Annotated in this window: 13 protein-coding genes and 1 other annotated feature; of the genes, 2 read left to right on the top strand and 11 right to left on the bottom strand. The window is 48.2% G+C overall.

Going from position 1 to position 13,574, the window contains the following annotated elements:
• Nucleotides 1–78 precede the first annotated feature (78 nt).
• Nucleotides 79–444 (bottom strand): MGMT family protein, encoded by a 366-nt coding sequence (locus A8806_RS05150; RefSeq protein WP_109730105.1) that lies wholly within the window; start codon nt 442–444, stop codon nt 79–81.
• Nucleotides 445–474: 30 nt separating this feature from the next.
• Complete coding sequence (locus tag A8806_RS05145; RefSeq protein ID WP_109730104.1) at nt 475–969, bottom strand: peptide deformylase; 495 nt, start codon at nt 967–969, stop codon at nt 475–477.
• Nucleotides 970–1,138: 169 nt separating this feature from the next.
• Between A8806_RS05145 and A8806_RS05140 the strand changes: the two genes are divergently transcribed.
• A complete protein-coding gene (locus A8806_RS05140) occupies nt 1,139–2,515 on the top strand; it encodes an MATE family efflux transporter (RefSeq protein WP_181368600.1) in 1,377 nt (458 codons plus the stop codon).
• Nucleotides 2,516–2,579: 64 nt separating this feature from the next.
• Here the strand turns inward: A8806_RS05140 and A8806_RS05135 are convergent, their stop codons facing one another.
• Nucleotides 2,580–2,768, bottom strand: coding sequence for a hypothetical protein (locus tag A8806_RS05135; protein WP_109730103.1), 189 nt, complete (start codon nt 2,766–2,768; stop codon nt 2,580–2,582).
• A gap of 340 nt (nt 2,769–3,108) precedes the next feature.
• Nucleotides 3,109–3,304: a binding site (T-box leader), on the top strand.
• A gap of 53 nt (nt 3,305–3,357) precedes the next feature.
• Here A8806_RS05135 and thrS point away from each other — a divergent pair.
• Nucleotides 3,358–5,319 carry a threonine--tRNA ligase gene (gene thrS / locus A8806_RS05130; RefSeq protein WP_109730102.1) on the top strand — a complete coding sequence of 654 codons (1,962 nt, stop codon included), beginning with the start codon at nt 3,358–3,360 and terminating at the stop codon, nt 5,317–5,319.
• 97 nt (nt 5,320–5,416) lie between these two features.
• Here thrS and A8806_RS05125 read toward each other — a convergent pair whose 3' ends face one another.
• From A8806_RS05125 to A8806_RS05090, 8 genes are all read right to left on the bottom strand, one after another.
• On the bottom strand, nt 5,417–6,097 hold the full coding sequence (locus A8806_RS05125; protein WP_109730101.1) for a DUF2461 domain-containing protein: 681 nt from the start codon (nt 6,095–6,097) through the stop codon (nt 5,417–5,419).
• 12 nt (nt 6,098–6,109) lie between these two features.
• The gene (locus A8806_RS05120) at nt 6,110–6,964 is read right to left on the bottom strand and encodes an RNA polymerase sigma factor (RefSeq protein WP_330405255.1); all 855 of its coding nucleotides are present in this window, start codon (nt 6,962–6,964) and stop codon (nt 6,110–6,112) included.
• A 193-nt stretch (nt 6,965–7,157) separates the two neighbouring features.
• Entirely contained in the window at nt 7,158–7,415 is a 258-nt protein-coding gene (locus tag A8806_RS05115; protein ID WP_109730100.1) for a TfoX/Sxy family protein, read from the bottom strand.
• Between the two features lie 81 nt (nt 7,416–7,496).
• A complete protein-coding gene (locus A8806_RS05110) occupies nt 7,497–8,387 on the bottom strand; it encodes an N-acetylmuramoyl-L-alanine amidase (protein ID WP_109730099.1) in 891 nt (296 codons plus the stop codon).
• An 85-nt stretch (nt 8,388–8,472) separates the two neighbouring features.
• Nucleotides 8,473–11,691 carry a UvrD-helicase domain-containing protein gene (locus A8806_RS05105; RefSeq protein ID WP_109730098.1) on the bottom strand — a complete coding sequence of 1,073 codons (3,219 nt, stop codon included), beginning with the start codon at nt 11,689–11,691 and terminating at the stop codon, nt 8,473–8,475.
• Nucleotides 11,692–11,707: 16 nt separating this feature from the next.
• Nucleotides 11,708–12,040 carry an MmcQ/YjbR family DNA-binding protein gene (locus A8806_RS05100; protein ID WP_109730097.1) on the bottom strand — a complete coding sequence of 111 codons (333 nt, stop codon included), beginning with the start codon at nt 12,038–12,040 and terminating at the stop codon, nt 11,708–11,710.
• 15 nt (nt 12,041–12,055) lie between these two features.
• Nucleotides 12,056–12,697: a hypothetical protein gene (locus A8806_RS05095; RefSeq protein WP_109730096.1), complete on the bottom strand. Its 642-nt coding sequence runs from the start codon at nt 12,695–12,697 to the stop codon at nt 12,056–12,058.
• A 53-nt stretch (nt 12,698–12,750) separates the two neighbouring features.
• Nucleotides 12,751–13,554, bottom strand: coding sequence for an AAA family ATPase (locus A8806_RS05090; RefSeq protein WP_109730095.1), 804 nt, complete (start codon nt 13,552–13,554; stop codon nt 12,751–12,753).
• Between the last annotated feature and the right edge of the window lie 20 nt (nt 13,555–13,574).

Genomic DNA, 13,574 nt, shown 5'->3' with positions numbered 1-13,574 from the left:
TCTGCTCTACTTTCTTTTTATACGATATATGGATCTTCATCAGAATCCCCGTATGCCTTTCCGGAAATATCCTGTGCTTCATATATTTTCTTTCTCGAATTCCCCGCGAAGACGCAGTGCATCATCCAGAGTGTTCTTCCAGCCGTCCCGTTTCAGGTCGACCCGCCATCCCTCTTCTGTCCACTCTGCGTGCACCCCTTCCTTTTCCAGCATCTGCTTCTGCAGATCCGGTGTGGCAAAAGCAGCCGCACCGCTTAAGATCCCCTTCGCATTCACCACACGGTAGGCCGGTGCATCTTCACCCGCACGTCCGTGTCCCAGTGCATAACCGACCTGTCTTGCATGTTTCGGCTTTCCGCACAGTAGTGCAATCTGGCCATAGGTCGCTGCTTTTCCTGACGGAATCTCCCTGCATACAAGGGCAACTCTTTTATAAAAATCCATAAAAACTCTCCGCTTCGTTTTCTTATTAATCTACTTCTGGTTCATGGCTTCTTTTAAAAATAATGACTTCTGGTCCTTTGCCCTCATCACGGCCAGAATGCCGTCCAGATGATCATACTCGTGCTGCAGGAGTTCTGCAAGATCACCTTCCAGCTTCATCTCACAGTCCTTCCACTCTTCGTCCTTATATCGGATGATGCATCTCCTGTAACGCTCTACCTTAACGAGCAGTCCGGGAAATGACATGCAGTCGTCCAAGACATCCATCTTTTCCTCATCGGGAAATGACAGGACCGGATTGATAAAAACTGTCGGTTTCTCAAGAAACATGTAGATCACTCTTTTATGTACGCCGATCTGCGGTGCGGCAACTGCACGTCCCGCATGATATTTCTCCCGGAAGTCCATGAGGGTATCGTGTAAATCCACGATCGTCTGCTTCAGGCTCTGGAGTTCATTTTCATGAACCTCCGTGCTTGGTTTATAAAGTCTCTCGTTTCCCAGTAATAGGATCTCTTTTATCATAATCTGTAACCTCTCTGCAAATGTACGCAATCAATTTACCCTTAATTTTTAGTATATAACAGGCCTCTTTAAACTGCAAGGGCAGTGTTTGAATAGCTATTCTGGCAGATATTTGATATAATGGTATCAAATCTAATATAAAAAGGAAGCGATTTCATTGCATGGTTCAATGTCTCAGGATGAAAAATTTCAAATGATGACGGAGGCTCCGATCCCCGGTCTGATCGGGCGTCTGGCTGTCCCTACGATCATCAGCATGCTGATTACCTCATTTTACAATATGGCCGATACCTTCTTTGTCGGCAGGGTAGGCACCAGTGCTACGGCTGCGGTGGGGGTTGCATTTCCCATCATGGCCGTCATACAGGCGCTGGGCTTTTTTTGCGGCCACGGGTCAGGGAATTCGATTTCCCGCAGACTGGGGTCCAAGGATTCAGGCGCCGCCGAGCAGCTTGCAGCGACTGGTTTTTTCCTTGCTCTTTTCCTCGGCATCGTCGTGATGGGGCTGGGACTGGTCTTTTTAAAACCACTGTGTATCCTGCTCGGCTCGACTGACACGATTCTTCCTTATACCGAGCAGTATCTCGGGATTATTTTAATCGGCGCGCCCTACATGACCGCCCAGCTTGTACTCAATAACCAGATCCGTTTTCAGGGAAACGCCTTTTATTCCATGATCGGCATCACGACCGGGGCCGTTCTGAATATCGCACTGGACCCGCTCTTTATTTTTGTGTTCCACATGGGAATTGCCGGAGCGGCACTGGCCACGATACTGAGCCAGTTTGTCAGTTTCCTCATGCTTCTGGCCGGAATCCGGATTTCCAAATGTATCCCGATCCGTTTCCGTAATATCCGGCTCCACAAAGACCGGCTTCAGGAAATCATGGGCGGCGGCCTGCCGTCCCTTTTCAGACAGGGGCTTGGCAGTGTCGCTACCATGACGCTGAACATTGCCGCAAATCCCTATGGAGACGCCGCAATCGCAGCCATGTCCATTGTAAGCAGGATCATGATGTTTGCGGGTTCTGCGCTGATTGGTTTCGGCCAGGGGTTCCAGCCCGTCTGCGGGTTTAACTATGGTGCCAAAAAGTTCGGACGGGTGAGGGAGGCTTTCTGGTTCTGCATGAAAGTTTCCACTGTTGTGCTCTTTTTCCTCTCTATAGGAGGTATGCTTCTGTCCGGCCATCTGATCGGGATCTTCCGGAATGATGCGGATGTCATCCGGATCGGGACTACGGCCCTTCAGTTTCAGTGTCTGACCTTTACGCTGAACGGGTGGATTATTATGAATAATATGATGATGCAGACGATGGGCAAGACTGTATACGCTTCCATACTTGCCTCTGCCAGACAGGGGCTTTTCTTTATTCCTGCACTGCTGGTCCTGCCCCGGCTGTTCGGGCTTCTCGGAATCCAGATGGCGCAGGCTGTGGCAGATCTTTGCACCGTCGTAATCACGACCGTACTCTGCAGGATTGTTATGACACAGATGCGCAGAGAAGAACAGGAATATGCCGTTCTGGAACCAGAAGAGTCAGAATAGAAAAGGAGCCTGACAAATCAGAACTTTATCTGATTCATCAGGCTCCTCTCCTTTATTCACCATTTTACGCACTCACCCCGCCGACCGTAATTCTCGGCATCCAGAGGAACTTTGCCATTCCAAGAGTAATCGTGTTAGAATAGTTCAGCCCGCTCTCCGGCAGATACACATCTCCCTTTTCACTTGAAACACGCTTATAGCCCTTTTCCTCAAGCTTTTCACCTTCATTGGCAAACCTTGCCAATATCTCCATATAGGAGCCGCCTCAAGTATTGCACATCTCAGCATACAGGACAATGTCTTTTAGGTCCTTCTCATCCATGTACTCTTTTAGTTTATCATCCAATATAACATTCATATAAAATCCTCCTTCGCTTTAATATGTTTTTATCATACCCAACCAGAAGAAGAAGTTCCGTGATTAAGTCACAATAAATATAAAAAGTTTCGCTTGCGAAACTCGCGCCTGCGGCGGTCGCATCGCGACATCTACCACTTACGCCGCAGTGTGCATCCCGCCGGGAGGGTTTATACACTTCACCCTTGACATTCATTTGATTCATGATATACTAAAAACCAAGTTGAATCATATAAGCAAAGCTATGACAGGAAGAGTAGGATAATCGATCATTCAGAGAGGGATGTATTTGGTGTGAGCATTTCATGGGACTTTATCTGAAGACCACCCTGGAGCGGCCCTAATCAGGCCCGGCCGACACCGTTACCGTCTAATTGAGTGGCACTTGCAAAAAGGGTGGAACCGCGGTATGAAAGTCTATCGTCCCTGAACAATCGGAAGAAATTGTTCAGGGACTTTTTTATGTTGAAAGGAGAAAAATAGAATGAAGATTACATTAAAAGATGGTTCTGTAAAGGAATATGAAGAGAGTAAATCGGTGATAGATGTTGCATTTGACATCAGTGAGGGGCTGGCAAGGGCGGCCTGTGCCGGGGAAGTGAATGGGGAAGTTGTGGATTTGAGGACAGTGATTGACTGTGACTGTACTTTAAACATACTTACAGCCAGAGATGAAGCGGGGCTTCGGGTTGTCCGCCATACTTGTTCCCATGTGCTGGCGGAGGCTGTGAAGAATCTGTTCCCGGATGCAAAGCTGGCGATCGGGCCGGCGATCGATACGGGGTATTATTATGATTTTGATTCCGCACCGTTTTCAAGGGAAGATCTGGATAAGATCGAAAAAGAGATGAAAAAGATCATCAAGAAGGGGGCGAAGCTGGAACGTTTTACACTTCCCCGTGATGAAGCCATTGCCTTTATGGAGGAGAAGGGGGAACCTTACAAAGTGGAGCTGATCCGCGACCTTCCGGAAGATGCTGTGATTTCGTTCTACAGGCAGGGGGATTTTGTGGATCTGTGTGCGGGTCCTCACCTGATGAGTACGAAGGGCATCAAGGCATTTAAACTGACCTCTTCTTCCGGTGCATACTGGAGGGGTGATTCCAATAACGCGATGCTCCAGAGAATCTATGGCAGCGCCTTTGCTACAAAGGATGAACTGAATGATTATCTTGTTTATCTGGAAGAAGTCAGAAAACGGGACCACAATAAACTGGGCCGGGAGATGGAATTATTCACAACCGTCGACGTAATCGGACAGGGACTCCCCCTGCTGATGCCTAAGGGCGCCAAAATCATCCAGACTCTCCAGAGATGGATCGAAGACGAAGAGGATAACAACTGGGGCTATATCCGCACGAAAACCCCGCTGATGGCGAAAAGTGACCTGTACAAGATTTCCGGCCACTGGGATCATTACAAGGACGGCATGTTCGTGCTCGGTGACGAAGAAAAAGACAAAGAAGTTTTCGCACTGCGCCCGATGACCTGCCCGTTCCAGTATTATGTATATAAAGCGAACCAGAAATCTTACCGCGACCTGCCGCTGCGTTACAGTGAGACTTCAACTCTGTTCAGAAATGAAGACTCCGGAGAAATGCACGGACTGACCCGTGTCCGCCAGTTTACGATCTCCGAGGGTCACCTGATTGTCCGCCCGGACCAGATGGTGGAAGAATTCAAGGGCTGCCTTGCGTTGGCGAAACAATGTCTGACAACACTCGGACTTCAGGATGACGTGACTTACCACCTTTCAAAATGGGACCCAGAAAACACCGGAAAATACATCGGTGATGCTGAAGTATGGAACCAGACTGAGGAACACATCCGCCAAATCTTAATCGAACTGGATGTCCCGTTTGTGGAAGATGTCGGGGAAGCTGCATTCTACGGCCCGAAAGTCGATATCAATGCGAAAAATGTATATGGCAAAGAAGATACCATGATCACAATACAGTGGGATGCACTGCTTGCGGAGCAGTTTGACATGTATTATATCGACCAGAACGGCGACAAGGTCCGTCCCTATATCATACACAGAACTTCCATCGGCTGCTACGAAAGAACTCTGGCATGGCTGATCGAAAAATATGCAGGCATGTTCCCGACATGGCTCTGCCCGGAGCAGGTCCGTATCCTTCCTGTTTCCGACAAGTATCTGGATTATGCGGCCAACGTAGAAAAAGAACTGAAAGCGAATGGCGTCCTGAGCACTGTCGACGGGCGTTCCGAAAAAATCGGCTACAAAATCCGCGAAGCAAGGCTTGCTAAAATACCATATATGCTCATTGTAGGAGAAAAGGAAGAAAATGATGGCACCGTTTCTGTAAGAAGCCGTTTCTTAGGAGACGAAGGTGCAAAAGATTTGCAGGAATTCATCGACGCCATCTGTAAAGAAATCAGGACAAAAGAGATTCGTAAAATAGAAGTTCAGGAACAAAAATAAGATTCATAAAAAATAAACACTGCCGGTCCGAATCCCCATATATACGGCTTCGGACCGGCAGACTCATGTCACATCCCTGTATCCCACGTATGATTTTCTATCTCACGGGCATCTGGAAGCCCTTCAGTGCTTCATTCAAATACTGGTTGAACGGCCTCATCATGCGGAACCTTTTCACGGCATATTCGATAAATGCATCTGTATCATCCAGCAGCGCATCTTCAAAATGGTCTTCAATATACCAGCTTTTAAATTTCAGATAATCGGCCATAGGATTCCCGGGATCATAGCCTTTGGGAACATTTTTCAGGGAACTCCCTTCCACTTTGAAGGATTCCTTAAACTGTGGCTCCTCCAGTATATCTGTGAATTCTTCTGTATGTGTGCTGATATAATCGCGCACCATCTTTGTTGCATCTTTAAACATATCCGCAAACAGCCCGCCTCCCAGAAAAGATCGTCCCCCCGGACTGATGAAAAGAAAATCGCCAACCGGAACCGGCAGTTTTCCTCCCGGTGATATATGACAGCGAAACGCAGGGTTATAGGGCGACTTGTCGTGGCTGAACCGGGTATCACGCATGATCTTAAAGGTCAGTTCTCCCGGCTTAAACTGCAGAATCCGGCTGTCATCTTTTCCGAGCTCCAGCATCAGCCCCTCTATAAGCCCTTCAAACTGAGCCACCGCGTCCTGATATTCTGCCTTATGTGCATGAAACCACTCTCTGTTATTGTTTTGTTCTAAATTACTAAGGTATGTAAGAATATTATCTGCCATATTGTGTTCCTCCTAAAATTCCTGAATTTTCTTCATCTGGACGGACTTAAGAACCATTTCCATCCTGTCGCGGATTGTGTCCGGTGTCTGGTATGCAGGCAGTTCCTCAAATACCAGTGAAAGCTCGTCCAGCTTTTCCATCTCCTCCTTACAGGCTGACAGCACATCCTTATCCAATGGGTGCATCCTGACATACTCCAGTTTTTTCGGGTTTATCCGGTGCTGCTTCACCGCATATGCCGTCCGGCGTCTGCAGCTGCACATACCTCCGCCGAGTCCGCAGTACTCTGCCAGAAATGCCGCCACCCTTTTTCTGATCCTTGAAAGCTTCTGTCTGTAGTTCTCCGGTGTCATATCCAGAATTTGACCGGCCGTGCGGCTGTCGATCTTAAACATGGTTCCCAGAATGAAAATGCATCTGCTCTCAGGATCAAGGCACTGCAGCATCACATTGGTACAGGACATTTTCAATTCCTCCGCCAGCTCTTCCCGGCTCTCCTCTTCAATGACCGCATCGGTCTCATCCAATACCGCAAACTTGATATCATTCCCATAAAACTCAAAATCAAGGGGCTGATGTGCAAACATGGATTTCTTATAATTGAGCAGATAATTTACTGCAATGCGGTAGACCCATGTTCCAAATTCACTGTCCCCGCGGAAGGAAGCCAGATTGGTCATAACGCGCACCAGAATATCCTGCGCCGCGTCCTCCGCATCCTGAACGGTTCCCAGCATCCTGAGTGAAAGGTTGAAAACCCGGTCCCGGATTCCTTCCATAAGTGCTTCCAGTGCCTGTGCATCGCCCTCAATGGCCGCAGCTGCGAGAGCATTTTCGTCTTTCCTATCTTCCTTTGCCATCTCCATATAAACCTCCCATATCTTCTGTATACTGATTCATCTGAATTTTTCCAGATATATTAATTAGACAGCCTGTTTCTTCATCTGTGACAGTTTTTCGAAAACTTTTCCCCAGTCTGGAAAAAAGCCGGAAAATTTTCCCATCAGAAGAAAAACACCCGTCAGGGACAGCTTTTAGTCCCGGCGGGTGATCCGTATATTATAGTTTAAAATGGTTATAAAAATCTTTCAGATCCGCTTTCACATCTGCCGGAAGCTGAGTCTTCTTAATCCCCCTGATCGCACCTTCCATCGAATACAGCCGGTGGATGCATGCGGAAGGATCTATACTCTGAATCTTCAGCCATGCCTGTTTGCTCCCGATCTCTTTCAGCTGCTCGTATGTAGTAATACCAACCTGATTTAACTGTTCTTCCACAACTTCACCTATATTGGGAAGCTTTGATAATTCTCCCATCTTTCTCCTCCTGTTCCTGTATATGTACTGTTTTCATTATAGCTCTAATTTCAGCAATACACCATAGAAGACAGAAAGATTTTACCTGACTTTCCGTTTTAAGCAGTACTGCTCAATCCCCTGAGTAATGCCGTCTGCCATCTTCTCCTGAAAAGAAGGGTCGGCCATCCGGGTGTCCTCCTGCTCATTTGTCATAAACCCCATCTCCAGAATCACAACCGGAATCTGGCTCCAGTTCATCCCGGTCATGGAATCGCTGATCTGGATCCCCCGGTTTTCAAATCCTGTTGCTTCACAGTATTTTCCCAGAATATCCTGTGCAAGTTCACTGCTTTCACCGTAGAGACTTCCTGCATATGGGTTTTCCTCAGACACCACCAGACAGAGTGCCCCTGTACTCTCGGGGCTCTCACTCCCGTTTGCATGAATTCTTACGCATAAAACGGCGCCGGAATCGTTTGCCTGTCTTGCCCGCTCCTGATTACTCATCGCAGTTTCGTTATTTTCCCTGCTCATTACCACTTCGTAACCGAGCCGGCTTAAGCGCTCTTTTACTTTTAACGCGATGTCCAGATTCAGCTGATATTCCGGAAGCCCTGTATATCGACCGGTTGTGCCGGAATTATTTTTCTGCTTCATCACGCCCGAACCTGGGGCATCCTCTTCCATACCACTCATATCGATTCCCGGCCCCTGATGCCCGGGATCGAGCGCTATGATCATCTTCTCCTGGTGCTCCCCGTCATTTTCTTCGCTCTGTGACCGTACCTCCTGCGCTTCGCCTGCATTCACACTTTCTGTATCAGCAGGGCCCCTCTGCTCCACTTCTTGCCGAGACTGTGCGTGAGCCTCTGTCTTTACTGCCTCTGCCTTCTGCTCCAACTGCCCTCTTGCATACAGGCTTGTCCCCGCCAGCATAGTCATAATAACTGCCGCAGCAGCCAGCAGGAGAAATCCTTTCTTCTTTTTCATACCGTACCCTCCATCTGCAATACGTTACTGCAATACTACTATTATATGCCAATGGGTACCATACGTATGACTTCTATATTTACCATTACATAAAATCAAAGAGACTCAGCTGTTTCCCGCTGTCTGCATTTCTTCGTTTATCTGCCTTTTCACGCATCACCGCCTGATCCGGCAGTTCACTGATAAACAGGGATTCTTCCCCAGAGGAAGTCAGAATCAGTTCTTCCTTCGCCCTTGTCATGCCGACATAGAACAGCCTGCGTTCCTCTTCCATATCTGTTTTGTTATCCTTTTCAAAAGGAATCAGCCCTTTTCGCACGCCGTAAATAAATGTGACAGGGAATTCAAGCCCCTTCGCCCCATGCAGTGTCATCAGCGTTACGGCTTCACCCGTATACTTCTTCTCCCCGCAGCGCTTCAGGTCACTTTCCACACCGAGGCTGAGCGCCTCAAGAAACTCGGGCATAGTCTTATAAAATATCGTCATTCCTGCCAGTTTTTTCATCCCTGCATGCTCTTCCAGCTTCATTTCCCGGATCCATGTCTCCAGAAACTTCTGTGGTTTACCCTTCTTAAAAAGTGGGGCGAACTTATCATACACAGCATTAAAAACACTGTCCGTCACCAGATTTTTATCCAGCTTCCACAGCAGTTTTAAGCAAAGCTTCCTTGAAAATTCATCTCCCGGATTTTCCAGACATTTGAAAAATGCGATACTCCCTTTTACTTCGTCTTCCATCAGGAAGTCTTCACGGCCGGCAGTCACATAAGGAATTCCCTCCGTTCTCAGACATTTTTCAAGCAGTTCGGCCTGCCTGTGTGTGCGGTAAAGTATGGCAATGTCACCAAAGCCCCTGTTTTTCTTATTTCCCGCCCCGATTTCCTGTGCATCCAGCATGCCGATTCCGCCTGTCAGCCTGTTTATTTCCTTTGCCGTAAATATGGCCTCTCCCATCTCACCTGCGGCACTTACCAGACGCACCGGATTCTGTACTTTACTGTGCGCTTTCAGCTCCCTTGCCTCCCCCGGATTATGGGAAATCAGCCCTGCTGCGGCCTCGACAATGGCTGGGGCACAGCGGTAATTTTCCACAAGGCGGATCTCCCGGAGATCTAGGTAATCCCCGGCAAGCCTTGTAAAACATGCTGCGTCAGAACCGCGGAAACCATAGATGGACTGGTCGGGATCACCGATTACAAACAACTCTCTCCCGCCCTTGTTCCATGCCCTAATCAGGCGGTACTGCACGGGGCTGATATCCTGAAACTCATCGACAAGGAGATAGGAAAATCCCTTATCCCAGCCCGGGACGGCACTCCCCTCTTCCATGATTCGCAGTGTCTCAAGAAGCAGGTCGTCAAAGTCCAGCATGTTCTGTTCTCTTAAAATCTGCTGATACAGCTGAAAGCCCCCGTGCCAGCCTTTTCCTTCCGTCTCTAGTTTTATGGCCTCCTCACTTTCCGCGCCTGCTTCTGATTTTTCCAAAGAGATCAGCTTTAGGAGCTGTTTTGGCGTCAGCCCCAGATTTTCCTGTTCTGTAACAGTTCTGGCCGCTTCCAGCGCAGCCATGTCGTCCGCCAGTGAAAACTCCAGCCCCTGTGCCTTCAGGAAACGCAGACAGAGAGAGTGGAATGTTCCGATCTGGAGCTGATTTATATTTCGTGACCTTCCAAGTTGTTTCTTAATTCTCTCCCTCATTTCCCCTGCCGCCTGATTGGTAAATGTTACAGCCGTGATCTCGGATGGTTTTACCTTCCGCACTTCGAGCAGATATAACAGATGGGAAATCAAAGTCTTCGTCTTGCCTGTCCCCGGTCCCGCAATGACTGCAATCGTTCGGTCAACAGCATTCACTGCCTGCTCCTGCCTTTCATTCAGTTGATCCGCCACTGCGGAGTTACTTTCACATTCAGAAACCGGCGTTATCGCCATTCCCTGATTCGCTGCCGCCTGCTCCTGTTCCTTCGCTTCACTCTGTTTCGATGTATTTTCCAATCCTTTTTTCATTTCCGCATCTGTACTGATATGCAGGGTATCGAAAAAATTCATCTGACCGTTCAGACTGTCCAGATCTTCCTGCGTAAATAATTTGATGGTCCCGTATTCCCCATCAAATCCCGGAAAACGTTCTACCTTGCCATCACGCAGTTTCTGGATTCCCTCTGCCGCCAGATGTCCTGAAACCTTCCTAATGTCTTCGATCGGAACGTGACGAAGAATCTCAAATTCCGGTCCCAGATGGCGCAGCATCTTCTGATATTCCTTCTGAACTTTCGAACTGGCAGTGGAAGCACCTACCGAGGCTCCGATCACCTCCGGCAGCGGCACCAGACTCTCAAACGGCTTCGCCCCGCCGCGCACAAATCCTTCCGGCCTGTCGGCGAGCTGTTCGACCCTGTGTGACACCCCTATTGTCAGTTTCCTCCCACACACCGGGCAGATTCCCCCGAATTTCTCCGTTTCCGCCGGGTTCAGACAAATACCACATTTCCGGTGGCCGTCAAAATGATATTTTCCCTCCTCCGGGAAAAACTCAATCGTACCGTACAGTCCCCGGCCTTCCTGAATGGCATCCCGCAAACCGGAAAATGACAGCTCAATATCCAGAAGATTCGCCTCCCGCCCCAGTTTGGCCGGAGAATGTGCGTCAGAATTCGAGATCAGCTGGTAGTTATCCAGCGCAGAAACCCGCCAGTTCATAGGCGGATCGGAGGATAAGCCTGTTTCCATCGCGCGGATATAGCCTGACAGGTCCCCGAAACACTCCTCCACAGAATCAAAACCCGAAAATGCTCCGAATAGTGAAAAATGAGGGGTCCATATGTGTGCCGGAACATAAACTGCCTCCGGGCACATTTCCAGCATAATCTCCAGAAGGTCATGACAGTCTAATCCCAGTATCGGGCGCCCGTCAGAATGAATATTCCCGATCAGCTCCAGCTTCTTCGCCAGAAGCTCCGCCGCTTCAAGTCCCGGCAGAAGCAGCAGGCTGTGGACCTTCCGCACCCGGTCATGCTTCTTATAAATAGAACTGATTTCCCCCGTAATTACAAAACGCGGCAGCATCATATCTGCCACGGATTCATCCCGTATCCGGTATTCTTCTTTTAACACATAGAGCCCTTCCTCTGCCGGCTCCAGTTTTTCCGCCATCTCTTCCCGCCACGCCGGATGTGTGAAATCCCCGCTTCCGACAATATGAATCCCCTTCCTTCTGGCCCAGAGATCCAGATTCTCCAGATTACAGTCCCGGCTCGTAGCGCGGGAATAATGGGAATGGATATGTAAATCTGCAATGTACATTCTAACACCTTCTTCTCTAATGTTTCCCCTTCACCAGATCATAGCTCTCCGCAATCAGCTTCTCGACCGTTTCCTCTGGAATACTCCCGTCCAGAATCAGGGAATTCCAGTGTTCCTTGTTCAAATGATAACCGGGAACGATTGACGGAAACGCATCGCGCCAAAAATCGCGCCACTGGGGATCTGCTTTCACATTTACCCAGAGATTCCCCTGCCGTTCAAAGATCCATGCAAATATTTTTTTACTCCTGTTTAAACGGATCACCGTCCAGTTCGGGTCATGAAACGGGTAATCCTCATACGTCCCCGGAAATGTCAGACAGTATTCTATTAAACTTTTTCGATCCATAACGTTTCCCTCTTCTCAAGATAGTAATTTATAATTATATCGTTCAATATCCATTGAAAGCCAGTCAACCGCGTCCTGCCATGTCGTAAAAACGGTACTTCCCTTTCTCCTCATCAGCTGGGAAAAATAAGTACTGACCACGGACGCGCCGCCCCGGGTCCCCTTCACCGTCATTTCAGGCTCTACCGGGTACCTTGAAATAATATCAAGATACTCTTTTTTCATATATATCGGATTCCGGCTGCTTAGCAGAGAAATCTTCCCTTTACCGCATCCCGTTTCCCCGCCAGCATCAGGCAGCGGATATATCTGGAAAAAGATGTCCAGAGCCTTCCTTACCAGTTCCGGTGAACGATAAACCCCAAAGGAACAGGACAAAACCGTTTTTTCGCCCCGGTCAAGAAGCGTGCACAGGTAAATCTCTCCGTCTGATCCGGTATGGTCTCTGCCAATCCCAACACACAGCCTGTCCGGAAAAGAAACCTGCATAACATCAGTACCATCCCACATCATATCTGTTGTGCCTGCTGCTGACTGCTCCCCTCCCCAACCAGGCGCTGGACGCAGCTCCTCGTCCTGCTTCCAGCGATAGATCTCCTCCGGAATATTTTCGTAGTCTTCCAGATATAAAATAGGGTTAAAATCCTGAAGTCTCATTTTTCAGTTCCTTTTCTTCCGCTTAAAATTACTCTCCCAAAACTTCTTGCTACTTAAAATTCATCCCTGTGCTTTTGAAAGAAATCATACATAAATCTTACATGATCCAGTTCGTTCCATTTTTTCACCTCTGCGTATCTGGAATCAATATCATAAATCCTAGCATCCAGTGTCCCCAGCATGAATGGCGAATGTGTGGCTATAATGAACTGGCAGTTTAAAAACCTCGACATGTCATTTAGTTTTTCTGCAAGGGCAATCTGGTTTTGGGGACTTAATGAAACTTCCGGCTCGTCCATCAGATATAAGGCATTGGGTTCTATCCAGTCGTCAAACAACTGAAGGGACGTTTCACCGTTAGAATACTTCTCCTGTGCAAAACGCTGAATCTCCAGAAAATTAGGTGACTCCTTCTTCTGCTGTGCAAGGGCCTCTTCCTTTTTCATGCCCCTGCGTACATGCTCGTAAACATAGTCTTCTTCAAGAATAGCCGCCTTCTGGATCTTCTTGATTTCATAGAGTACATCCTCACTCTTGATATAACGGCTGTGCAGAGGTATCTTCTTTATCGGCCGCCCGTCCTCTTCCTCACCTAATGAATAGCCACACTGCGAACAGAACTCCGTGAAATACCCCCGACTTCCCCATACCGCAACATCCTCAGTCCCATAAAGGGAAAGCACATTCCCGATAATATTGAGAAGTGTTGACTTCCCACTGGCATTATTTCCGCATAAAACAGTAATCCTGCCAAAAACAAATGGGTCCCACTCTTTGTCAGCAAAAACATTATATGGGTATATGTTGGGATTCTTCACCTTTTCTCCGGACAGCCTGAAACTGCTTATATAAATCATGTTTGAATACTCCTCCTGTG

The sequence above is a fragment of the Faecalicatena orotica genome (genome assembly GCF_003149245.1).
GTDB classification, from domain to species: Bacteria; Bacillota; Clostridia; order Lachnospirales; family Lachnospiraceae; genus Faecalicatena_A; species Faecalicatena_A orotica.
The sequence above is the reverse complement of the archived record's forward strand: the minus strand, read 5'-3'. Positions and strand labels throughout refer to the sequence as shown.

Excerpts from the sequence above, each read along its gene's own strand:
- A8806_RS05150 (WP_109730105.1), bottom strand. The coding sequence starts at position 444 with ATGGATTTTTATAAAAGAGTTGCCCTTGTATGCAGGGAGATTCCGTCA.
- A8806_RS05145 (WP_109730104.1), bottom strand. The coding sequence starts at position 969 with ATGATAAAAGAGATCCTATTACTGGGAAACGAGAGACTTTATAAACCA.
- A8806_RS05140 (WP_181368600.1), top strand. The coding sequence starts at position 1,139 with ATGTCTCAGGATGAAAAATTTCAAATGATGACGGAGGCTCCGATCCCC.
- A8806_RS05135 (WP_109730103.1), bottom strand. The coding sequence starts at position 2,768 with ATGGAGATATTGGCAAGGTTTGCCAATGAAGGTGAAAAGCTTGAGGAA.
- thrS (WP_109730102.1), top strand. The coding sequence starts at position 3,358 with ATGAAGATTACATTAAAAGATGGTTCTGTAAAGGAATATGAAGAGAGT.
- A8806_RS05125 (WP_109730101.1), bottom strand. The coding sequence starts at position 6,097 with ATGGCAGATAATATTCTTACATACCTTAGTAATTTAGAACAAAACAAT.
- A8806_RS05120 (WP_330405255.1), bottom strand. The coding sequence starts at position 6,964 with ATGGAGATGGCAAAGGAAGATAGGAAAGACGAAAATGCTCTCGCAGCT.
- A8806_RS05115 (WP_109730100.1), bottom strand. The coding sequence starts at position 7,415 with ATGGGAGAATTATCAAAGCTTCCCAATATAGGTGAAGTTGTGGAAGAA.
- A8806_RS05110 (WP_109730099.1), bottom strand. The coding sequence starts at position 8,387 with ATGAAAAAGAAGAAAGGATTTCTCCTGCTGGCTGCTGCGGCAGTTATT.
- A8806_RS05105 (WP_109730098.1), bottom strand. The coding sequence starts at position 11,691 with ATGTACATTGCAGATTTACATATCCATTCCCATTATTCCCGCGCTACG.
- A8806_RS05100 (WP_109730097.1), bottom strand. The coding sequence starts at position 12,040 with ATGGATCGAAAAAGTTTAATAGAATACTGTCTGACATTTCCGGGGACG.
- A8806_RS05095 (WP_109730096.1), bottom strand. The coding sequence starts at position 12,697 with ATGAGACTTCAGGATTTTAACCCTATTTTATATCTGGAAGACTACGAA.
- A8806_RS05090 (WP_109730095.1), bottom strand. The coding sequence starts at position 13,554 with ATGATTTATATAAGCAGTTTCAGGCTGTCCGGAGAAAAGGTGAAGAAT.